Origin of the sequence: Microbacterium sp. SORGH_AS_0505 (genome assembly GCF_030818715.1) — a bacterium.
Lineage (GTDB): Bacteria > Actinomycetota > Actinomycetes > Actinomycetales > Microbacteriaceae > Microbacterium.
In genome coordinates this window covers 288,951-310,814 of sequence record NZ_JAUTAT010000001.1, presented here as the reverse complement: position 1 = coordinate 310,814, position 21,864 = coordinate 288,951, and the positions used below count along the sequence as shown (strand labels likewise).

General features: G+C 70.8%; 20 protein-coding genes. 12 read left to right on the top strand and 8 right to left on the bottom strand.

What is annotated here, in order from left to right; translation table 11 throughout:
* Positions 1–55: 55 nt before the first annotated feature.
* Positions 56–1,948, top strand: a complete 1,893-nt coding sequence (locus tag QE428_RS01580; protein ID WP_307470591.1) for a transcription antiterminator — start codon at positions 56–58, stop codon at positions 1,946–1,948.
* Here QE428_RS01580 and QE428_RS01575 read toward each other — a convergent pair whose 3' ends face one another.
* From QE428_RS01575 to QE428_RS01565, 3 genes are read right to left on the bottom strand one after another with little or no spacing between them, the layout of a single operon-like run.
* On the bottom strand, positions 1,949–2,524 hold the full coding sequence (locus QE428_RS01575; RefSeq protein WP_307462409.1) for a GNAT family N-acetyltransferase: 576 nt from the start codon (positions 2,522–2,524) through the stop codon (positions 1,949–1,951).
* Positions 2,521–4,185, bottom strand: coding sequence for a phospho-sugar mutase (locus QE428_RS01570; RefSeq protein WP_307462406.1), 1,665 nt, complete (start codon positions 4,183–4,185; stop codon positions 2,521–2,523). The genes QE428_RS01575 and QE428_RS01570 overlap by 4 nt, the downstream gene beginning before the upstream one ends.
* Positions 4,182–5,012: a purine-nucleoside phosphorylase gene (locus tag QE428_RS01565; protein ID WP_091355999.1), complete on the bottom strand. Its 831-nt coding sequence runs from the start codon at positions 5,010–5,012 to the stop codon at positions 4,182–4,184. Before QE428_RS01565 ends, QE428_RS01570 begins: the two co-directional genes overlap by 4 nt.
* A gap of 93 nt (positions 5,013–5,105) precedes the next feature.
* Between QE428_RS01565 and QE428_RS01560 the strand changes: the two genes are divergently transcribed.
* Positions 5,106–6,557 (top strand): NAD(P)H-quinone dehydrogenase, encoded by a 1,452-nt coding sequence (locus QE428_RS01560; RefSeq protein ID WP_165971384.1) that lies wholly within the window; start codon positions 5,106–5,108, stop codon positions 6,555–6,557.
* A gap of 10 nt (positions 6,558–6,567) precedes the next feature.
* On the opposite strand, the gene QE428_RS01555 is transcribed toward QE428_RS01560, so the two are convergent.
* The 3 genes from QE428_RS01555 to QE428_RS01545 all read right to left on the bottom strand — a co-directional run bounded on the left by QE428_RS01555 (position 6,568) and on the right by QE428_RS01545 (position 9,576).
* Entirely contained in the window at positions 6,568–7,014 is a 447-nt protein-coding gene (locus tag QE428_RS01555) for a hypothetical protein (RefSeq protein WP_307462399.1), read from the bottom strand.
* A 42-nt stretch (positions 7,015–7,056) separates the two neighbouring features.
* Complete coding sequence (locus QE428_RS01550; protein WP_307462397.1) at positions 7,057–8,838, bottom strand: biotin carboxylase N-terminal domain-containing protein; 1,782 nt, start codon at positions 8,836–8,838, stop codon at positions 7,057–7,059.
* A gap of 81 nt (positions 8,839–8,919) precedes the next feature.
* Positions 8,920–9,576 carry a nucleoside triphosphate pyrophosphatase gene (locus QE428_RS01545; RefSeq protein ID WP_307462396.1) on the bottom strand — a complete coding sequence of 219 codons (657 nt, stop codon included), beginning with the start codon at positions 9,574–9,576 and terminating at the stop codon, positions 8,920–8,922.
* Positions 9,577–9,617: 41 nt separating this feature from the next.
* Between QE428_RS01545 and QE428_RS01540 the strand changes: the two genes are divergently transcribed.
* From QE428_RS01540 to QE428_RS01525, 4 genes are read left to right on the top strand one after another with little or no spacing between them, the layout of a single operon-like run.
* Positions 9,618–10,898 carry a class I SAM-dependent RNA methyltransferase gene (locus tag QE428_RS01540; protein ID WP_307462394.1) on the top strand — a complete coding sequence of 427 codons (1,281 nt, stop codon included), beginning with the start codon at positions 9,618–9,620 and terminating at the stop codon, positions 10,896–10,898.
* A 16-nt stretch (positions 10,899–10,914) separates the two neighbouring features.
* Positions 10,915–11,571: a response regulator transcription factor gene (locus tag QE428_RS01535; protein WP_091355977.1), complete on the top strand. Its 657-nt coding sequence runs from the start codon at positions 10,915–10,917 to the stop codon at positions 11,569–11,571.
* Positions 11,561–12,775 (top strand): ATP-binding protein, encoded by a 1,215-nt coding sequence (locus tag QE428_RS01530; protein WP_307462392.1) that lies wholly within the window; start codon positions 11,561–11,563, stop codon positions 12,773–12,775. The genes QE428_RS01535 and QE428_RS01530 overlap by 11 nt, the downstream gene beginning before the upstream one ends.
* Entirely contained in the window at positions 12,772–13,848 is a 1,077-nt protein-coding gene (locus tag QE428_RS01525) for a hypothetical protein (protein WP_307462389.1), read from the top strand. Before QE428_RS01530 ends, QE428_RS01525 begins: the two co-directional genes overlap by 4 nt.
* Positions 13,849–14,073: 225 nt before the next feature.
* On the opposite strand, the gene QE428_RS01520 is transcribed toward QE428_RS01525, so the two are convergent.
* Together QE428_RS01520 and QE428_RS01515 are read right to left on the bottom strand one after the other, a co-directional pair.
* Positions 14,074–14,301: an acyl-CoA carboxylase epsilon subunit gene (locus QE428_RS01520; RefSeq protein WP_091355967.1), complete on the bottom strand. Its 228-nt coding sequence runs from the start codon at positions 14,299–14,301 to the stop codon at positions 14,074–14,076.
* Positions 14,298–15,887 carry an acyl-CoA carboxylase subunit beta gene (locus QE428_RS01515; protein WP_373457688.1) on the bottom strand — a complete coding sequence of 530 codons (1,590 nt, stop codon included), beginning with the start codon at positions 15,885–15,887 and terminating at the stop codon, positions 14,298–14,300. The genes QE428_RS01520 and QE428_RS01515 overlap by 4 nt, the downstream gene beginning before the upstream one ends.
* Positions 15,888–16,025: 138 nt before the next feature.
* Here QE428_RS01515 and QE428_RS01510 point away from each other — a divergent pair, with 138 nt between their 5' ends.
* From QE428_RS01510 to QE428_RS01485, 6 genes are all read left to right on the top strand, one after another.
* A complete protein-coding gene (locus QE428_RS01510) occupies positions 16,026–16,808 on the top strand; it encodes a biotin--[acetyl-CoA-carboxylase] ligase (protein ID WP_133400231.1) in 783 nt (260 codons plus the stop codon).
* An 81-nt stretch (positions 16,809–16,889) separates the two neighbouring features.
* Positions 16,890–17,444: a PH domain-containing protein gene (locus tag QE428_RS01505; RefSeq protein WP_091355954.1), complete on the top strand. Its 555-nt coding sequence runs from the start codon at positions 16,890–16,892 to the stop codon at positions 17,442–17,444.
* A gap of 54 nt (positions 17,445–17,498) precedes the next feature.
* Positions 17,499–18,626, top strand: coding sequence for a 5-(carboxyamino)imidazole ribonucleotide synthase (locus tag QE428_RS01500; protein ID WP_307462377.1), 1,128 nt, complete (start codon positions 17,499–17,501; stop codon positions 18,624–18,626).
* 97 nt (positions 18,627–18,723) lie between these two features.
* Complete coding sequence (purE, locus tag QE428_RS01495) at positions 18,724–19,191, top strand: 5-(carboxyamino)imidazole ribonucleotide mutase (RefSeq protein WP_091355943.1); 468 nt, start codon at positions 18,724–18,726, stop codon at positions 19,189–19,191.
* Positions 19,192–19,216: 25 nt separating this feature from the next.
* On the top strand, positions 19,217–20,677 hold the full coding sequence (locus tag QE428_RS01490; protein WP_307462374.1) for an LCP family protein: 1,461 nt from the start codon (positions 19,217–19,219) through the stop codon (positions 20,675–20,677).
* A gap of 34 nt (positions 20,678–20,711) precedes the next feature.
* On the top strand, positions 20,712–21,821 hold the full coding sequence (locus QE428_RS01485; RefSeq protein ID WP_307462371.1) for a glycosyltransferase: 1,110 nt from the start codon (positions 20,712–20,714) through the stop codon (positions 21,819–21,821).
* The last annotated feature ends 43 nt before the right edge of the window (positions 21,822–21,864 follow it).

The following is a 21,864-nucleotide window of genomic DNA, read 5'->3' as shown; positions in this document are numbered from 1 at the left end:
CGGGTCGCACAGGTGGTTGACTGGACGGGTGAGCCGGGCGAGACAGGACCAGGTCATGGCGCTCCTGATCCGGGATGCCGCGTGGCGGACGGCCGGCGAGCTCGCCGACGTGGTGGGGGTCACGCCCCGCAGCATCCGTTCCTACGTCGCCGCCCTCAACGCCCGCGTGCCGGGTGGGGATGCGGTCGAGTCCGGGGCCTCCGGCTATCGCGCCGGCGCAGGCGCCGCGGGCGCCCTGCGGACGGCGACCGAGGAGACGCCGCGAGACCGGCTGCACCGCCTCGTGCGGGACCTGCTCGACGCCCCCGCCGGGGTCGACGTGTACGCTGCGGCGCAGCACTTCCATGTGAGCGAAGCGACGCTCGAGTCGGACCTCGGACGGGTGCGCGCCCTGCTGAGCGGCACGCAGCTCACCCTGGAACGCTCCGCGGAACGGGTACGACTCTCGGGCACCGAGATGGCCCAACGCCGTCTGCTCAGCCGTCTCGTCCACGATGAGATGGAGCAGGGCGCCTTCGACCTCCGCGCGCTCCGACGTGCACTGGGGGAGAGCACCGCCGAGACCTCCGCCCTGGGCGCGTTCAAATCCGAGCTGGTCGAGGGCCTCGGGGAGCTCGGCTACCTCGTCAACGAGTTCGGGATCGGCGACGTCATGATGCACATCGCGATCGCCGCCGACCGCGTCGGACGGGGCCGTGGGCTCGACGGTGCACCGGTCGGCGACTCCGCCGCCCGCAGCCGGATCGCCGACCTGCTCGACCGCCTTGCCGTGACGCACTTGGGCGTCCATCTCGGCGACGGCGACCGGGACCACCTGGCCGCGCTCGTGCAGACGCGTGTCGTCGCACCGGGGGCAGCGGAGCCCGACGCCGTCATCCGCGATCGACTGGATGCCGATGTCGAGGCCGCCGTGCGCGCGGTCGTCGCGCGTGCGGCATCCGAGTTCCTCGTCGACATCGATCACGACGACTTCATCCTGCGGCTGTCTCTGCACGTCCAGAACCTGCGCCAGCGCGCCCAGGACCGGGCATGGTCGCGGAACGCCCTCACCCGCTCGCTGAAGTCGAGCTACCCGATGATCTTCGACGTCGCCGTCTTCATCGCCGAGCAGCTCCGCGTCGTCGTCGGCGCGCCGCTCCACGAGGACGAGATCGCCTACATCGCGATGCACGTCGGCGGCCGCCTTGAGCGCTCTCGCCAGTCCGCGCGTCTGCTGACCGCGACGCTCGTCTGCCCCGGGTACTACGAGATGCACGAGCTGCTGCGCACGAGCATCGACCGCGCCCTCGGCCGCGAGATCGAGGTCGTCGCGGTCGAGACGCGCGTCGACCCGGATTGGGCAGGGCTCGACACCGACCTGGTGCTGACCACGATCGATCCCCCCACGCCCTCCGACCGGCTCGTGCGGATCCAGCCCTTCCTCACCGAGGCCGACGTGGAGCGCGTGCAGGCGGCCGCCGCTCGCGCGCGCCGTGCCCGGCGCCTCGCGGGGCTCCGCGCAGAGCTCGAGCGCTACTTCTCGCCCGATGCGTTCGTGTCGCGGCTGCCTGCCGACGCCGACGAGGAGACCGTCATCCGCGGTCTCGGCGGGCTGCTGGCCGCGCAGGGCGTCATCACCGAGGACTACGTGCACCGCACGCTGGAGCGGGAGCGGATCTCCTCGACAGCCTTCACCGATGCGCTCGCCGTCCCGCACGCGATCGGCATGACCGCCACGCGCACGGCGATCGCGGTCGGCCTCGCCGACCCGTCGATCCGCTGGGGCGACGGGCGCGTGCAGGTCGTCGCGATGGTGGCGTTCTCCGAGTCGGACCGCGAGGCGTTCCAGACCGTCTTCGAGCAGTTCGTCGAGGTGTTCAGCGAGCGCGAGAGCGTGCAGCGCATCCTCCGCCGCGGCACGAGCTTCGCCGGCTTCCTCGACGAGCTCGTCGCCGTCATCGACGGCTGATCAGTCCGCGAGGCGCGCGTCGAGTCCCACCCGCACGCCCGGCCACTCGTGGGGGAGGATCGAGAACACGACGGTGTCGCGCATCGTCCCGCCCGGTCCGATCCGGTGGTTGCGCAGCACGCCGTCCTGCCGGGCGCCGAGCCGTTCGATCGCCGCGCGGGACTGCCGGTTGTGCCACGACGTCCGGAACTCGACCGCTATCGCTTCGCACGCCTCGAACGCGTGCCCTAGCAGCAGCCGCTTCGCCGTCGTGTTCACCTCGGTGCGCTGCACGTCACGCGCCAGCCACGTGTACCCGATCTCGACGCGGCGGTTCTCGGCGTCGATGTCGCAGAACGTGGTCATGCCCTGCGGCCTGCCGTCGACGACGACCGTGAACGGATTCATCCGGCCGGCGTCGCGCTCGGCGAGGCGCCGTGCGATCTCGTCGGGGACGGATGCCGGGATCGACGTGTACCAGGCATACTCGAGCGCCTCGCGGGCCGATGCCAGCGCGTCCGCATGCGACGCGTCCAGCGGCACCAGCTCGACCCGGCCACGACGGAGCGTGACCGGGTCGGTCAGTGCGGTGGTCATGCCTGCGCCGCGTCGAGCAGGGTGCGCACGCCACCGTCGACGGCAGTGAGCCGGTCCGCCGCGTCTTCCGCGGATTCGCCGCGCACGTCGAGATAGGCCTTGAGCTTCGGCTCGGTGCCGCTCGGCCGGACGATGACGCGCGATCCGTCCGCGAGCCAGAGGCGCAGGACGTCGCCGCGGGGCGAGCCCTCCGGCGCCGTCAGCAAGTCCTCCATGCGGTCGACGGCGACCGAACCGACGGATGCCGGGGGCACCGCGCGCAGCGCCGTCATGATGCGGCCGATCACCGAGACGTCGTCGACACGGAGCGAGACCTGACCGCTGGCGAAGTGCCCGAAGGTCGCGGCGGCCTCATCGAGCAGGTCGCCGAGCGTCCTGCCCTCCTCGCGCGCCTCGGCCACGAGGCCCAGGATCGCGACCGCCGCCGAGATGCCGTCCTTGTCGCGGACCGTGCCCGGGTTGACGAGGTAGCCGAGCGCCTCCTCGAAGCCGTAGACGAGGCCCGGGGCGCGAGAGATCCACTTGAACCCGGTGAGGGTCGCGGTGAAGTCCAGGCCGTAGTGCTCGGCGATCGTCTGCAGTCCGGGCGAGGACACGAGCGAGCACGCGAGGGTTCCCGACGTGGCGGTGCGGGCAGCGCGCCAGCCGAGCAGGAGCCCGACCTCGTTGCCGGTCAACCGGCGCCAGCCACCGGGGGCCGCGGCATCCGGAATCGCCACGGCGAGCCGATCGGCGTCGGGATCGTTCGCGACGATGAGCTCCGCGCCCGCCTCGCGAGCGGTCTCGAACGCGAGGTCCATCGCGCCGGGCTCTTCGGGATTGGGGAACGCGACGGTCGGGAAGCGGCCGTCCGGCGCGATCTGCGCCGTGACGACCGTCGGTGCGGGGTAGCCCGCGGTCTCGAGGACGCGAGCGAGCGTCTCATGCCCGACGCCGTGCATGGCCGTGTAGACCCAGTTCAGTCCTGATGCACCGGCCGGTCCGGGGGCCACGAGGGCTGTCGCGGTGACGTAGGCCTCGATGACCGACTCGTCGGCGATCTCGTAGTCGCTCGAACGGGGCACCGAGCCGAGGTCCGCACGCGCGGCGACCTCGTCGATGCGGGCCGCGATCTCGGCATCCGCCGGCGAGACGATCTGGGCGCCGTCGTCGTCGCCGCCGAGGTAGACCTTGTACCCGTTGTCGTCCGGCGGGTTGTGCGACGCCGTGACCATGACGCCGGCCGAGACGCCGAGGTGGCGCACCGCGAAGGCGAGGACGGGAGTCGGCAGCAGGCGGGGGAGGAGGATCGCGCGGAGCCCCGCACCGGCGAAGATCTCGGCGCTGTCCCGGGCGAACACGTCGGAGTTACGGCGTCCGTCGTAGCCGATGACCACGGAGGGCGTCTCGCCGCCGGCGCGCTCGCGGAGGTAGGCCGCGAAGCCGGCCGCCGCCTGGCTCACGAGCACGCGGTTCATGCGGTTCGCGCCCGCACCGAGCGCACCCCGAAGGCCCGCGGTGCCGAAGGCCAGGCGGGTGTCGAAGCGGTCATGCAGGTCGGCGGTCGCGGTGGCGTCGCCCGCCTCGGCGCGCGAGAGCAGATCAGCGAGCTCCGCGCGGGTCGCCTCGTCCGGGTCCTGCGCGAGCCACTGCCTCGCGGTCTCGAGGACGCCCTCGCTCACAGGACGCCGATCACGCGTGCGAGCAGGTCCGAGATGACGGGCTCGGCGTCGCGGCCGGCCTCGAGGACCTCCTGATGGCTGAGCGGGGTCGACTGGATGCCGGCGGCCAGGTTCGTGATCAGCGAGAAGCCGAGGATCTCCATGCCCGCCTGTCGCGCGGCGATCGCCTCGAGCGCCGTCGACATGCCGACGATGTGCCCGCCGATGGCCTTGGCCATCTGGACCTCGGCCGGGGTCTCGTAGTGCGGCCCGCGGAACTGGCAGTAGACGCCCTCGTCGAGGCTCGGATCGATCGTGCGCGCGAGGTCGCGCAGGCGCGACGAGTACAGGTCGGTGAGGTCGATGAAGGTCGCGCCTTCGAGCGGCGAGTCCGCGGTGAGGTTGATGTGATCGCTGATGAGGACGGGCTGCCCCGGCGACCAGGACTCCTTGATGCCGCCGGCGCCGTTGGTGAGCACCATGATCTTCGCGCCGGTCGCGGCGGCGGTCCGCACGCTGTGCACGACCCGGCGGACGCCGTGGTTCTCGTAGTAGTGGGTGCGCGCACCGATGACGAGGACGCGCTTGCCGTCGTGCGTCAGGATGCTGCGGATCGACCCGACGTGGCCCGCGAGGGCGGGCTTGCTGAAGCCGGTGACCTCCGTCGCGTCGAGCGTCGCGGTGGTCTCGCCGATGAGCTCGGCGGCCTTCCCCCATCCGCTGCCCAAAGTCAGGGCGATGTCGTGGCGTTCCACACCGGTGAGGCGGGCGATGTCGGCTGCGGCGGTGTCAGCGACCTCGAACGGGTCGATGGCGGGATCGTCGAGCGGGTGGGTCTCCTCGTGCATGCTCCCACTCTAGGAAGCGCCGACGCGCTCGGCCACACGATGCGTTTCGCGGCGCGGCGCGCGAACCCCCGCCGGCCTGGAAGAATGATCCACATGTCTGTGAGCTTCGAGACCACCCAGAGTGTCGCGATCATCGGGGGCGGCCCCGGCGGATACGAGGCGGCTCTCGCAGCGGCCCAGCTAGGCGCCGAGGTGACGCTCGTCGAGCGCGCGGGCATCGGCGGCTCGGCCGTCATCACCGACGTCGTGCCGTCGAAGACCCTGATCGCCACAGCGGACGCGGCCGTCGCTATCCGCGGCGCATCCGATCTGGGCGTTCAGCTGTTCGCCCGCGGCGACAGCGGCAAGCCGCTCAAGCCCGAGATCGCCATCAACCTGGGCGCGGTCAACAAGCGCCTGCTCTCGCTCGCCCGTCAGCAGTCCGACGACCAGCGCGCGCAGCTGGTGGATGCCGGTGTGCGCATCATCTCCGGACACGGCCGCCTCGACGGCACGCACGCCGTCGTCGTCTCGACCGGCCCCGGCGGAACCGACTTCGACCGCGTCGAGGCCGACACCCTCGTCGTCTCGGTCGGTGCCTCGCCCCGTGAGCTGGACAGCGCAAAGCCCGACGGGGAGCGCATCCTCACGTGGACGCAGCTCTACAACATGACGAGCCTCCCCGAACACCTCATCGTGGTGGGCTCGGGTGTCACCGGCGCCGAGTTCGCCGGCGCCTACATGAACCTCGGCTCGAAGGTCACGCTGATCTCGAGCCGCGACCAGGTGCTGCCGGGTGAGGACTCCGACGCGGCGGCCGTGATCGAGAAGGTCTTCACGCGCGGCGGCATGGAGGTCCTCTCGAAGTCCCGTGCCGAGAAGGTCGAGCGCACGAAGGACGGCGTCGTCGCGACGCTGTCGGACGGGCGCACCGTCGAGGGCAGCCACTGCCTCATGGCGGTCGGTTCCATCCCCAACACGGCGGGCATCGGTCTGGAGGATGCCGGGGTCCAGCTCACCGACTCCGGCCACATCCAGGTCAACCGCGTCGCGCGCACCTCGGTCCCGAACATCTACGCCGCAGGAGACTGCACCACCTTCCTGCCGCTCGCCTCGGTCGCTGCGATGCAGGGACGGATGGCGGTCTTCCACGCGCTCGGCGACACCGTCATCCCGCTCGAGAAACACCGCGTCACGGCCAACATCTTCACTGCCCCCGAGATCGCGACGGTCGGTCGTCAGGAGCGCGATATCGAGTCGGGCGCCGTCAACGGCACCGTTCACAAACTCCCTCTCGCCGCCAACGCGCGCGCCAAGATGATGGGGGTCAAGGACGGCTTCGTGAAGATCATCGCCCGCGAGGGGTCGGGCACCGTCATCGGCGGTGTCATCGTCGCGCCGCGCGCATCCGAGCTGATCTACCCCATCGCTATCGCGGTGGAGCGGCGCCTCACGGTCGACCAGCTCTCCCGCGTGTTCGCGGTGTTCCCGTCGCTCGCGGGCAGCATCACCGACGCGACCCGCGCGATGCACCAGGTCGCCCGGGACGAGGACACCTACAGCTGATCCGCGCGCCTCAGCCGGCGGTGACGGCGGTCACGTACAGATACGTCGGCATGGGCGCAGTCCCCGACGCCGATACGGCCCGCGCGTAGGCGTCGCCGAAGCGGATGCGGTGCGGCTCGGTGTCGCAGACGATCTGTTCCGTCAGCGTCAGCTGTCCGCCGTCGGCGGTCATCAGGTTAACGGTGACGGAGGCCGTCACATCGTCGCCGCCGTAACACCGGGCATCCGCTCCGATGATCTCCGCCGGCTTCGCGAAGTCCGTCCGCACCTCGCCCGAGCTTCCCGGGCCGACCTTCATCCCCACGGCGGCGGCGGCAGCATCGCCGACGGACTCATCGTCAACGGCGGCGAACCACGCGCTCGCGGCGTCGACATCGACGGTGGGCGTGCCGGAGCATCCCGAGAGGAGGAGCACAAGCGCGGAGACGGCGATCACCGGCGCACGCAGACTCCTCATTCGCACACCCTAAGGGCGGATGCTCCTGCGCGTACAGTTCCGTCAGGAGATGGTGAGGAGCTGGTGCCCGGCCGAGACGGTGGCACCCGCCTGAGCGTTGATCGCGCCGACGACGCCGTCCTTGTGCGCCTGGATGGGCTGCTCCATCTTCATGGCCTCGAGGACGACGACGAGGTCGCCCTTGACGACCTGCTGCCCCTCTTCGACGGCGATCTTGACGACGGTGGCCTGCATCGGCGACGCCACGGAGTCGCCGCTCGCTCCCGAGACCGCGGTCGATGCGTGGGAGCGACGCGAGGGCGGGACCGCGACGGGCCGCCCGACCGCGGCCGGGGCCTGGGTGAGGCGGTCCGGCAGGCTCACTTCGAGGCGCTTGCCGGAGACCTCCACGACGACCGTGTGCCGGCTCTCCGGCTCGGCGGCGGGTCCTGCCTCGCCGTCCCACGCCGGGATGTCATTGTCGAACTCGGTCTCGATCCAGCGCGTGAAAACGCCGAACGTGCCGTTCTCGCTGGTGAACGCGGGATCCCGCACGACCTTGCGGTGGAATGGCAGGACCGTCGGCATCCCGGCGACCTCGAACTCGTCGAGCGCGCGACGCGAACGTTCGAGCGCCTCCTCGCGGGTGCGTCCCGTGACGATGAGCTTGCCGAGGAGCGAGTCGAAGGCTCCCGAGACGCTGTCGCCGGCGGTGACGCCGGAGTCCAGCCGCACGCCGGGGCCGCCGAACGTCTTGAAGACGTGGATGTCGCCCGGGGCGGGGAGGAAGCCACGACCCGGGTCTTCGCCGTTGATGCGGAACTCGAACGAGTGGCCGACCGGCTCGGGGTCGGCGTAGTCGAGCGCGCCGCCTTCAGCGATCCGGAACTGCTCGCGGACGAGGTCGATCCCGGTGACCTCCTCGGAGACGGGGTGCTCGACCTGGAGTCGCGTGTTCACCTCGAGGAACGAGATGGTGCCGTCGGCTCCGATGAGGAACTCGCACGTACCCGCACCGATGTAGCCGACCTCCTTGAGGATGGCCTTCGAGGCGGAGTAGAGGGTCTCGTTCTGCTCTGTGGTGAGGAACGGGGCGGGTGCCTCCTCGACGAGCTTCTGGTGGCGGCGCTGGAGCGAGCAATCGCGGGTCGAGACCACGACGACGTTGCCCTCGGCATCCGCGAGGCACTGCGTCTCGACGTGACGCGGCTTGTCGAGGTACTTCTCGACGAAGCACTCGCCGCGGCCGAAGGCGGTGATCGCCTCACGGGTCGCCGACTCGAAGAGCTCCTCGACCTCGTCGAGCTCGCGGGCGACCTTCAGACCGCGGCCGCCGCCGCCGTAGGCCGCCTTGATGGCGATCGGAAGGCCGAACTCCTTCGCGAAGGCGACGACCTCGTCGGCTCCGGCGACGGGACCGGGCGTACCCGGCGCGAGCGGGGCACCCACCTTCTCTGCGACGTGACGCGCGGTGACCTTGTCGCCGAGCGCCTCGATCGCCTCGGGGGACGGGCCGATCCAGATGAGGCCGGCGCCGATCACGGCGCGGGCGAACTCCGCGTTCTCGGCGAGGAAGCCGTACCCGGGGTGCACGGCGTCGGCGCCGGAGCGCCGGGCGACCGAGAGGATCTTCTCGATCGACAGGTAGGTCTCGGCGCTCGTCGCTCCGGCGAGGGCAAAGGCCTCGTCGGCCAGGCGGGCGTGCATCGCGTCGCGGTCCTGGTCGGCGTAGACCGCCACCGAGGCCTTCCCCGAGTCGCGTGCGGCACGGATGATGCGCACCGCGATCTCGCCGCGGTTGGCGATCAGCACTTTCGAGATTCGGGAGGTCACGCTCTCAGGCATGGCTTCGAGCCTACCCACGTGGATGCCGGGTTCTTTGGATCCCTCGCACAAAGTCGCGCGGGATTCATGTCGCAGAGTCCACTACGGCGTGGTCGCCCCGGTCCGGTTCCACAGCGCCGTCCACTCCACCCCGAGCTCGCGGACCAGGCGGCGCAGCGTCGACAGCGACATTCCCACGACGGTGGACGGGTCGCCCTCGACACGCTCGATGAACGCGCCTCCGAGGCTGTCCACCGTGAAGGCGCCGGCCACCAGGAGAGGCTCTCCCGTCGCCACGTACGCGTCGATCTCGGCATCCGTCACATCCGCGGCGAACGAGACGGATGCCGCGGCCACCGCGTGCGCCTCGGTGAGGGTCCCGCCGGGGCCGACGAGGAACACGCTGTGGCCGGAGTGCAGGACGCCGGTGCGTCCGCGCATCGACTGCCACCGCGCGCGAGCCGCCTCGGGCGTGTAGGGCTTGCCGAGGATCTCGCCGTCGAGCTCGAACATGGAGTCGCCGCCGATGACGAGTCCCTCGAACCCTTCCGCGGCGAGCGTCTCGGCGACGTCGGCGGCCTTCCGCCGCGCGAGGAGGAGGACGTGTTCCTCCGGCGGCAGGGTGCGCGCTTCGGACGCCTCCGTCGCGGCGATCACGGCCTCCTCGTCGACCTGCGGCGCCCTCGTCGCAGGCTCGATGCCGGCCTGGCGCAGGAGCATGAGGCGGGCGGGGGAGGTGGAGGCGAGGCAGACGCGCATGCCGACCACGCTAGCCGCGAGCGGTGTGACAGCATCGGAGGATGCAACCCGGAGACCTCCTCGACCTCGACATCACGGCCGTCGCACACGGCGGCGTCTTCGTCGCCCGCCACGAGAATCGGGTCGTCTTCGTTTCGGACGCGATCCCCGGCGAGCGCGTCCGCGTCGCCCTCACCGACACGAAGAAGTCGTCGTTCTGGCGCGGTGACACGGTCGAGGTCCTGGATGCCTCGCCGCACCGCCGTCCCCACGTGTGGACGCCCGCCGACGTCGAGACGCCTCCTGCAGATCGGCCCGGCGGTGCGGACTTCGGCCACATCGCCCTCGACCACCAGCGCGAACTCAAGGCCGAGGTCCTGCGTGACGCGCTCGCCCGATTCGCGGGCTCGACGGCACCCGTCACCATCGAGCCGCCGACTGCGCAGACGAAGGGCGATCGTGTCGTAGAGGAGTCTCCCGACGGAACGGGGTGGCGCACGCGGGTGAGCCTTCACGTCGACGAGGACGGACGTATCGGACCCTTCGCTGCCCGGAGCCACCGCGTCATCCCCGTCGAGGAGATCCCGCTGGCGACCGCCGCCATCAACCGCGCGATGTCCCGTCGGCAGGGCGGTTCGCCCGGCCGACTCGACCTCGTTCAGCCGGCGGACGGCCGGGTCCGCGTCATCCCCCGCCCCGAGCCCAGTCGCTCGCGTCGTCCCGGCCCCGTCGATCCCGCCGCGCGAGAGGTCGTCGTCGAGACGGTCGGCGATCGGGAGTTCCAGGTGGATGCCGGTGGTTTCTGGCAGGTCCATCGCCTCGCGGCGGGCACACTGCACGACGCCGTCGCCGATGCGGTCGCCGGATCCGTGGACCCGGAGGGCTGGCACCTCGATCTCTACGGCGGGGTCGGGCTCCTCGCGGCGTCCGTCGCGGGCGTCGGCGGCCCGGCGACCCGGATCACCTCCGTAGAGTCCGACGCGCGGGCCACCGAGCACGCCGGCGAGAACCTGGCCGCGTGGATCGGCGCCCGAGCCGAGACCGCCCGCGTGGATCGCTGGCTCGGTCATCTCGTGGACACCGCCACACCCGCTCAGCGCGCGAGGCTGTCGCGGGGCACCGTGGTCCTCGACCCGCCGCGGGCGGGCGCCGGGAAGGACGTCGTCGAACGACTCGTCGACCTCGCGCCCGAGCGGATCGTCTATGTCGCCTGCGATCCCGTCGCACTCGCGCGCGACCTCGGAACCTTCGCCGCCCACGGGTACACGACGCCGTCCGTCCGCGCGTTCGATCTGTTCCCTCACTCGCATCACGTCGAGGCGATCGCCGTCGTGACGCGCTGACGGATAAGGTGAGCGCATGATCCGCGTCGCCCTGATCGACGACCACGAATCCGTGCGGCTCGGCCTCGAGGCCGCCTGCAGCCGCACGGGCGACATGCGTGTCGTCTTCTCGGGGGAGAGCGTCTCGGCCTACCTCGATTGGCGGACCCTCACGCTCGAGCAGCCCGCCGATGTCGTCGTCCTGGATCTCACCCTCGGGGACGGCGCGACGGTGACCGAGAACGTCACCCGTGTCGTCCAGGACGGCTCGCCCGTCATCATCCACAGCGTGGCGGACCGCCCCGCCGCGGTTCGGGAGGCGCTCGTCGCCGGTGCCGCAGGCGTCGTCAGCAAGGCGTCGCGCATCGACGAGGTTATCTCCGCCGTCGACACCGTTGCGCGAGGCGAGTCCCTCGACAACGTCGAATGGGCGTCCGCCATCGACGGCGACCGCGCCTTCGCCGATGCACAGCTGTCCTCACGCGAGCGCGACGTGCTCCGGTTGTACGCCGCCGGACTCCCGCTCAAGACCGTGGCGGAGCGGCTGGGCGTCGCCTACTCGACCGCCAAAGAGAACATCACCCGCGTCCGCGTCAAGTACGTCGAGGTCGGGCGGCCCGCCCCGACGAAGGTGGATCTCCTCCGGCGCGCGATGGAAGACGGCCTCGTCGCAGAGGACTCCGGTGGCGCCTGAGGTCGCGACGACCGGGATGCTGACGATCCCGCCCGATTCGACCTTCTTCTCCCGCGAGCGCGTCGAGCGCATCCTCGCGTTCGTCGTCGCTGTGGGATCCGCCGTGCTGGGGGTCCAGGCGCTATTCCACGCGATCGGATCGGTGCAAGAGGATCCCACCTGGAACATCGCCCTCACCGCGGCGACCTTCGGACCCCTGATCCTGATGATCGCGGCCGGGGTCGCCGGGCGCTTCTACCGCCCCCTCGCCGCCATCCTCGCGATCGTGTTCCCGCTGGTGCTGCTGGCCTGGCCGGTCGCGACAGCCGGGCGCTCGGCATCCGCTGCAGGAGAACCCTGGGTCTGGTATCTGCTGAACGTCGCGACGGTGGCCACGGTGCTCGTCTTCCCGCTGATGCTCCAGTACGTCTGGTGCGCCCTGGTGCCGGTCCTGTACGGCGTCGCCCGACTCATCCAGATCGGGGCGGACGTCGAGAACGTCATCCAGGTGTCGCGCCAGGTCGTCTACGCCATCATCCTCGCCGTCGTCATGACGATGATCGGCTGGATGCTGCGGCTCCTCGCCGAGCGACTGGACCGGACGCGCGAAGAGGCGGTGCGCTCCTACGCCGCGGCAGCAGCTGCGGATGCCGTCGAGCAGGAGCGCATCTCGGTGGCGGCGCTCATGCACGACAGCGTCCTGGCGGCGCTCATCGCGGCGGAGCGCGCCTCGACTCCGCGCGAGCGCGACCTCGCGGTCGGGATGGCGCGCGACGCCCTCACGCGACTCGCCAACGCCGACCGTGAGGCGGAGGAAGGCCCCGACGAGCCTGTCGAGCCGATGTTCCTGGTCGACGGCATCCGCGAGGCGGCGCTCGAACACGACGTCGACATCGACCTGCGGATCGCGATCGACCCCCGGGCGCAGACCCTGCCGGGTCGCGTCGCGCGCGCGCTCGTGCTTGCGGCGGCGCAGGCGGTCGTCAACGCGATCGAACACGCCGAGAGCGCGGGCCTGCACGCGGAAGTGACAGCGGACGATCGCCGCGTCGTGGTTCGCGTCATCGACGCCGGGGAGGGGTTCGACGTCCACGCGGTCCCCGAAGACAGGCTCGGCATCAGCGGATCGGTCGTGGCTCGTGTCGCCGCTGTCGGCGGCCAGGCGAAGGTGCGCAGCTCCCGACGCGGCACGATCGTCGACCTGCGGTGGGAGTACCCCCGATGAACATGCGTGTGCACACCGGACTCTCGATCGTGGCTGTCGTCTTCACGGCGTATCTCGCCGTGGGCGGGCTCGTGTGGACATCTCCTGTGTCGCAGCCGGCCCTGTTCATCGCGGCTCTGTCGCTCTACCTCGTGACGACCTGGCTCTGCGTGTTCTGGGACTTCGCCCCGCGTCTCGCGGGAGCAGAGCCTCGCCTGGAGGAGGCCCCCGAGGGTGCCCTGCCCCGCGGGACGTCGCTGCCCCTCTGGCTGTGCATCCTGGTCCTCGCGACCACCGTCCTCGTGCCGCTGGCCACCTGGTCAGCCGTCGACGAAGGCGCGCGGCTCCAGCCGTTCGCGACGTGGAGCCTTGGCGGGATCGGCGCCCTCCTCACGATCATCACCGTCCGGCGGAGGCCGCTGTACGCCTGGATCGGCGTCGTCCTCCTGGGTGTCTCCTCCTCGCTGTGGATCGGCCTCCCGAACTCACTCGCGCTCGGAATCGTGGGGGCCGCCGTCTGGGTGGTCGTCGCCCAGCTTCTGACGGGCCTCGTCGACCGTGCCGCGGTCGACACGGCCGAGCTGACCGGCATCCAGCGTCGCTCCTTCGAATGGCTCGCCAGCCAGGAGGGGCGCCGGCGGGAGCGCCGGGTGCGCGTGCAGCAGGCTCTCGCCGTCGCCGGCCCCCTCCTCATCCGCACCATCGAATCCGACGGCGACCTCGAACCCGAGGAGCGCGAGCGCGCGCGCCTCGCGGAGGGGTCGCTGCGCGACGAACTGCGCGGGCCTCGACTGCTCGACGAAGCGGTGCGGGCGCGGCTGCAGCAGGCACGTCTGCGCGGGAGCACCGTCACCGTGCTGGACGAGGGCGGACTGGATGCCGTGAGTCCCGCCGCGCTCGAGCGGATCCGTGCCGATCTCGCCGAGGCTCTGGCAGGAGCGTCGTCCGAGCGCATCTACATCCGCACGTCGCCGCATCCGCGCGTGGCGGTCACCGTCGTGGGTCGTTCACGCCGCCGGGAGGACCCGGACGGCGACGAGGTCGTCGACCTGTGGCACGAGATCGCGCATCCGCGTCCCGCGCTCGACCGCTGAGTCTCGCGTGAGCGAGGCCCCGGGAGCGGGAAGAGAAGAGGCGAGGGGCGGCGAAGCCGCCCGCCCCTCGCCATGCGAGTGGTTACCCGAAAACCGACCCGCACATGCCGATCCGCGCTCTGAGGGATACGGATCGACAGAACGCAGAAGCGTTCCAGCAGTATTAGTCTGACTGATCGTCAAATGCGTGTCTGTAGGTACTTTGGGGGACACGCCCGGTGGCGCTCAGCCCGCCCAGCGTCCCCACGGTACGTCGCGCCGGATGCCACGGTGGATGCCGCGACCGGAGGCCCGCCACGCCGAGACGGCCGGATCATCCGCGACGGCGGTCTGCTCCTCACGGACGAGGGCCTCGCTGACGACGGCGACCACGGCAGCCAGCTCCTCGGGGCTCGCGTCGCCGCGTCGCACCTGCAGCGGTGCGGCGGTCGCGGTGTCGTCGGGCAGGCTCACAGCGGGATGTTCCCGTGCTTCTTGGCGGGCTGGCTCGCACGCTTGCCGCGGAGGGCGCGCAGCGCCTTCGCAACGGCGACGCGGGTCTGCGCCGGCTCGATGATCCCGTCGAGCTCGCCGCGTTCGGCGGCGAGGAAGGGGGAAGCCACGTTGTAGGTGTACTCATTGGCGAGCCGCGTCCGGACGGCGGCGACGTCCTCGCCGGCCTCCTCGGCGCGCTTGATCTCGCCGCGGTACAGGATGTTCACCGCGCCCTGTCCACCCATGACGGCGATCTCGGCCGTGGGCCACGCGAGGTTGATGTCGGCGCCGAGTTGCTTGGAGCCCATGACGATGTACGCGCCGCCGTAGGCCTTGCGCAGGATCACCGTGACGAGGGGAACGGTCGCCTCCGCGTACGCGTACAGCAGTTTCGCGCCGCGACGGATGACACCGGTCCACTCCTGGTCCGTGCCCGGCAGATAGCCGGGGACGTCGACGAGGGTGAGGATCGGGATCGAGAACGCGTCGCAGAAGCGCACGAAGCGGCTGGCCTTCTCGCCGGCGTCGATGTTCAGCGTGCCGGCCATCTGCGACGGCTGGTTCGCGATGATGCCGACCGTACGTCCCTCGATGCGTCCGAACCCGATCACGATGTTCGGCGCGAACAGCGGCTGGACCTCGAGGAACTCGCCGGCATCGACGATGTGCGAGATGACCTCGTGGATGTCGTAGGGCTGGTTCGGCGAGTCCGGGATGACGGTGTTGAGCACGCGGTCGGAGTCGGTCGTCTCGAACTCGAATCCCGACTCGTAACCCGGGGCGTCCGACATGTTGTTGTCGGGAAGGAATCCGATGAGGGTGCGCGCGTAATCGATCGCGTCGTCCTCGTCCTCGGCGAGATAGTGCGCGACACCGGAACGGGTGTTGTGCGTGTGAGCGCCGCCGAGCTCCTCCATGCCGACGTCCTCGCCGGTGACGGTCTTGATCACATCGGGGCCCGTGACGAACATCTGGCTGGTCTTGTCGACCATGATGACGAAGTCGGTGAGCGCGGGCGAGTAGACGGCGCCGCCCGCGGCGGGGCCCATGATGAGGGAGATCTGGGGGATGACGCCCGAGGCCGCGGTGTTCAGGCGGAAGATCTCGCCGTACTTGCCGAGCGCGACGACGCCTTCCTGGATGCGGGCACCGCCGGAGTCGAGGATGCCGATGATCGGGATGCCGCTGCGCAGCGCCAGCTCCATGACCTTGATGATCTTCTCGCCGGCCACCTCGCCGAGCGATCCGCCGAAGGTCGTGAAGTCCTGCGAGTAGACGGCGACGGTGCGGCCGTGGATGGTCCCCGTGCCGGTGACGACGGAGTCGCCGTAGGGCCGGGAGCGATCCATGCCGAACGCCGTGGTGCGGTGTCGGACGTACTCGTCGAGCTCGACGAACGAGCCGGGATCGACGAGCATCTCGATCCGCTGACGGGCGGTCAGCTTCCCTTTCGCGCCCTGCTTGGTGCGGGCGGTCTCCTCGGCGGAGACGACGGCTTCTTCGTAGCGTGCACGCAGGTCGGCGATCTTGCCGGCGGTCGTGAACAGGTCGGGCTGATCGGTCACGCGTTCCACCCTAGCGAGCGCGCCCGCGGCGGCGTTGGATACCGGCGACAACGGCACGGCGGATCCGCTGTGGCATCCCTCAGGGGAGGACCTGTCAACCCGCGGGAGCGGGGCCGCCTATCCGCTTATGGTGGCGGCATGTCGATCCCCGAGAACGGTTACCCCCGCGCGGCCGAGGTCAGCCCCCGCCTCCACATCGCACAGAGCGTCGACTCGACGAACAAGAAGCTCCTGAAGGACGCGTTCGATGACCCGGACGGGCACCCGCACCTGTCCGTCGTCGTGACCCGCGACCAGCGCGCGGGCCGCGGTCGACTCGATCGGACCTGGGTCACTCCGCCCGACTCCGCGCTCGCGATCTCGGTGCTTCTTCGCGTCGAGGCGGTCCCGACCTCGGACCGCGGGTGGATCCCGCTCGTGGCAGGGGCGGCCATGGCGAACGCCGTCGGAGCGCAGTTGGAGGGTCGCGAGGTCGGTCTGAAGTGGCCGAACGACGTCCTCGTGGGCGGGCTGAAGATTTGCGGCATCCTCGCCGAGGTCATGCCGGGCGACCCGCACGCCGTCGTCGTGGGCGCGGGCGTCAACACCCGCATGACCGCCGCGGAGCTCCCCGTGCCGACAGCCACGTCCTTCGCCGCACTCTCCCGCACCGCCGACGAGGACCGCCTCCTCGCGGACTACCTGACGAGACTTCGCGACGGGATCTCCGACCTCGCCGTGGGCGGGACTGCGGCGGGCCTCGCGACGAAGGCGGTCCGCGACGCATGCACGACCATCGGTGCGGAGGTCTCCGTCTCGCTCCCCGACGGTGCGACGCTCATCGGGTCCGCGCGGGGCATCGATGACGAGGGTCGCCTCATGGTCGAGGCCGCCGGAGTCACCCATGTCGTCTCCGCGGGTGATGTCGTCCACGTGCGGTGACAGTGTCGAGGGACGCGGTCACTCCCATCGACCCGGGCGCGTCGGCGGGAGCCTGTCGGCGCGTCGCGTCATGATGGACCTGTGAGCCAGCCGACCGCGTATCCCGGACGTCCGCGCACGCCCGCGCCCGGGACGGCCTCACCGGAACTCGTGGTCGCGCGCCTGCGCCGCCACGCGCGTCGGATGTTCTTCCCCGCGCTCATCCTCGTCGCGACGGCGGGAGCGGCCGGATACTTCGCCGGCAACCTGCCCGATCCGTTCGAGGAGTGGATGCTCTGGGCGGCAGTGGCCCTGGTCTTCATCCTCCTCGTCGTCATTCCCTACCTCCGCTGGCTCTCGCACACGTACACCGTGACGACGCGTCGCGTCATCGAACGGGCGGGGCTGATCAACAGACGTCGCACCGACATCCCGCACGCGCGGGGCTACACGATCTCGGAGCGCCGGGGTCCGGTTCAGCGGATGTGGGGGAGCGGCACCCTCACCCTCGCCAACGGGGTCGATGAGCCGGTGCGCCTGATCGACATCCCCTCCGTCCGGCTCGTCCACGAGACCCTGTCGGACCAGGTCGAGGTCAGTCAGATCCTCGCGCACCGCGACTCCCACAGCATCCCGGTCATCGATTCCGACGGCTGAGCGCCGCACGCGCCCACGCGGATGCGCGAGGATGGTCTGGACGGGAGGAGCAGCATGGCACTGCAGGTCGGAATCGTCGGAGGCGGACAGCTCGCGCGGATGATGATCGCGCCCGCCGTGGAGATCGGCATCGATGTCCGGGTGTTGGCGGAGCAACCCGCGATGTCGGCGGGACTCGCCGCCACGGCCGTGGGCGACTACCGCGACCTCGACACGGTCCTCGCGTTCGCGAAGGACGTCGACGTCATCACGTTCGATCACGAGCATGTGCCGCAGGACGTCCTCCGAGGCCTCGTCGCCGCCGGCGTCGCCGTGCATCCGGGCCCTGACGCCCTCGCGTTCGCGCAGGACAAGATCGACATGCGGACGAAGCTCGCCGAACTGGGTTTGCCGCAGCCGGACTGGGCTGCCGTGACGGATGCCGCATCCCTCGACGCGTTCATCGCCGACCACGGCGGCCGCGCTGTCGTCAAGACTCCGCGCGGCGGGTACGACGGGAAGGGCGTTCGCGTCGTCTCGCGCGCTGCCGATGTCACCGAGTGGATGGACGGTCTCGAGGAGGGCGCCGCCCTCCTCGCCGAGGAACTCGTGCCCTTCACCCGTGAGCTCGCCCAGCAGGTCGCCCGGCGCCCCTCCGGGGAGCTCGTCGTGTACCCGGTCGTCGAGACCGTGCAGGAAGGCGGGGTGTGCGCCGAGGCGATAGCGCCGGCGCCGAGGTCCGCGGGCCGTCTCGCCGACGTCGCCGCAGAGATCGGAGAGGCGATCGCGACCGGCCTCGGTGTGACCGGGATGCTGGCCGTCGAGCTCTTCCAGACGGATGACGAGCGGCTCCTCGTCAATGAGCTGGCCATGCGTCCGCACAACAGCGGCCACTGGACCCAGGACGGCGCGATCACGAGCCAGTTCGAGCAGCACCTGCGGGCCGTGCTCGATCTTCCTCTCGGCGCCACGGCGCTACGCGCACCCCACGTCGTCATGGTCAACATCCTCGGCGGTCCGTCGCAGGGCTCTCTCGGCGACCGCCTGCCCGCCGCGCTCGCCGCCCACCCGTCGGCGAAGGTGCACACGTACGGCAAGGACCCGCGTCCCGGTCGCAAGGTGGGCCACATCAACGTGGCCGGGGACGACCTGGACGAGATCGTCTACGAGGCGCGGGCGGCGGCGGCGTTCTTCCTCGATTGATCCGTGCCGTTCCGGGGTTCTCCAAGCTCCCGCACCTAGCCTTGGTCGAGTGAACCGCCCCCTCCACTCGTCCTCCGCCCCCCTGATCGGCGTCGTGATGGGGTCCGATTCGGACTGGCGCATCATGTCGGACGCCTCGCAGGTGCTGACCGACTTCGGCATCGCCCACGAGGTCGAGGTCGTCTCGGCCCACCGCACGCCGGACAAACTGCTGCGTTACGGGCGCGAGGCACGCGACCGCGGGCTGCGGGCGATCATCGCCGGAGCAGGCGGGGCGGCGCACCTCCCCGGCATGCTCGCATCGGTCACGACGCTCCCGGTCATCGGAGTCCCGGTGCAGCTCGCCACCCTCGACGGCCTCGACTCGCTCCTGAGCATCGTGCAGATGCCGGCCGGTATCCCGGTGGCGACGGTATCGATCAACGGCGCGAAGAACGCCGGGCTCCTCGCGGTTCGTCTGCTCGGCTCCTCCGAGCCTGCCGTCGCGGATGCGGTCGCCGCATACGCGGCCGACCTCGAGGTGCAGGTCGAGGAGAAGAACCGGCGTCTCAAGGACTCCCTGTGATCCGCCCCGGCCTGGGAGCCATGCGATGAGCGTCCTCAGCCCGTCGCGCGTCCCGACGTCCGCGCCCCGGGGTCGCGCCCTCGTCGAAGAGCGACCGCTTCGTCACCCCGACGTCACCTCGTCGCGTGTCATGTCGCGGCGCGCGTGGTGGCTCGTGGCATCCAACTTCCTCCTCCCCGGCTCCGCGCAGACCCTGGCCGGCAATCGCCGACTCGGTCGCGTCGGGCTCATCGCGACGATCGCCATGTGGATCGTGCTCGCGGCCGCTGTCCTCCTGGGACTCATGTGGCGTTCGATGCTGACGTCGATCATCGCGTCGGACTGGACGCTCACCGCCGCGCAGGTTCTGCTCTGGGCGTACGCGCTTCTGTGGGTCGTCCTGACGATCGACACGCTTCGACTCGTGCGCCTCCGGCGCGTGCCCGGTCGCACGCGCGCGGGAGTGGTCGTCGTCGCCCTCGTGCTGGCCCTCGTGCCCGCTTCCGCGTCCGCCTACACGGCGCAGTCCGTCATCGCTCCGCTCCAGTCGGGGCTGGGGATCTTCGCCGACGGACCGAGCGTTCCCCCGTCCGACGGCTACTACAACTTCCTCCTCCTCGGGGCCGACAGCGGCGAGGGGCGGGACTCGATGAGATTCGACAGCATCTCCGTCGTCTCCGTCAACGCGGACTCGGGCGCCGTCACGATCTTCGGCATCCCGCGCGATCTGCGCCACGTTCCGTTCTCCGAGGGCCCTATGCGCGACCTCTACCCGGAGGGCTTCGAGGGGCAGAACTCGCCGACCTGCGGATGGACGTCGGGAATCAACCAGCTCACGAACGCCGTCGAGGCGTGCCGGACCGACAAGGGCGACAGTCTCTACCCGGACGCCCGGAAGCAGAACTCCACCCCGGCCGTCGAAGCGACCAGGGACGCCGCCGAGGGGATCCTCGGCATCGACATCCCGTACCACGTCTTCATCGACATGCACGGTTTCGCGGATCTCGTCGACGCGCTCGGCGGAGTCACCATCACGGTCCGGGAGCGTCTTCCCGAGGGCGGCGGCCCGAGCTATCACAACCAGCCCGCGGAGGACTGGGCGACGGGCTGGATCGAGAAGGGCACGCAGCACATGGACGGCGACACCGCGCAGTGGTATGCGCGGTCCCGCTACACCACCAGTGACTGGGACCGGATGCGGCGTCAGCGCGAGCTGCAGACTGCGATCCTCGACCAGGCGACCCCGTCGACGGTTCTCAGCCGATTCAGCGGGATCGTCGCGGCGGGCAAGAACCTCGTGCAGACCGACATTCCGGACTCGCTGCTGCCCTACCTCGTCGACCTCGCCGCAGACGCCAAGGGGCAGGAGATCCAGGATCTCGAGTTGACGCCGAAGGGCGTGAACATCGACCCCGAGAACCCCACCTCTGCCGATTGGGAGAGGATCCGGGGCATGGTGCACGACCTGCTGCACCCGCCGACCCCGACGCCGACCACGGCGCCATGACACCCCGCACCGTGACGCCCGAGGGAGAGCACCGATGACGACGACGCTCCGTGTCGTGTTCGACCCGTCCGCCCCAGCCATCGGTCCCGACCTCGCTGTGGCGGCGCGCGAACTCACCGCCGGTCTGGTGGCGACAGCTCCCAGCGGGTGCGAGGTGCGGGCCATCGTGCCGAGCGACGGCGGGGACGTTCCGCAGGTGTCGCAGGCCGTGGCCGGTGTCGACCGCCTGCCCGTCGGGTCGGCGGCGGCATCCGCCCTGTGGCGTCGAGGCCTCCGCGCGGCTGCGGGTGACGGTCTCATCCACTCCCCGACGCTCGCGGCACCCCTGGTGCGCCACGACCGTGTCCACGATCACGATCAGACCGTCGTCACCCTGTGGGATCTGAAGCCGTGGGAGAGCCCCGATGAGTTGTCCCGAACGGATGCCGCCTGGTCCCGCGCGATGCTCCGCCGAGCTGTCCGCCACGCTGACGCCGTCGTCGTGCCCACGCACGAGCTCGCGCGCCGGGTTGCGGAGCTCGCGCCGCTGGGTGATCGTCTGCGGGTCATCTCCGGAGCCCCGTCTGCTGACCTGCGAGTGCCGAGCGACGAGGTCGGTCGGCGTCGCGATCTCACGCTCCCCGACGGGTACGTCCTCCTCTCCGGATCAACGGCGCCATCGGACCGTCTCCGCACCGGATTCGAAGCCATCGTCCGGTCGGGGCGCGACACGGCCGTCGTCGTGATCGACGCACCGGAGGGGCAGGAGCCGGAGGTGGCGGAACTGGCCGCGGCAGCGGGCCTTCCCGAGCGGCGTCTGCACGTCCGTGGCTCGCTGGATGCGCCCGACCGCGCCGCGGTCATGGCGGGCGCCGTCGCGTTCCTGGCGGCGGCCGACTCGAGCGCGTTCCCGTGGCGGACGTTGGACGCGCTGCGCCTCGGCGTGCCGATCGTCGCCGCCGACAGCGCGACGCACCGCGAGTTGCTCCTCGACGGCGCCACCTTCGCGGCGGGGGATCCTGGCTCGCTCGGGGACGAGCTCGCCGGCGCGCTGTCGTCGACCTCGACCGTCGAACGCCTGGCCGTCCTCGCCGCCGATCGGGGCCGTGCGTTCAGCTGGCTCGGCGCCGCGGAACGGGTCTGGCAGCTTCACGCCGAGTTGTGACGTCGTCTGTGAACGCGTCGTGATCGGCGTGTCGGAGTCCTCG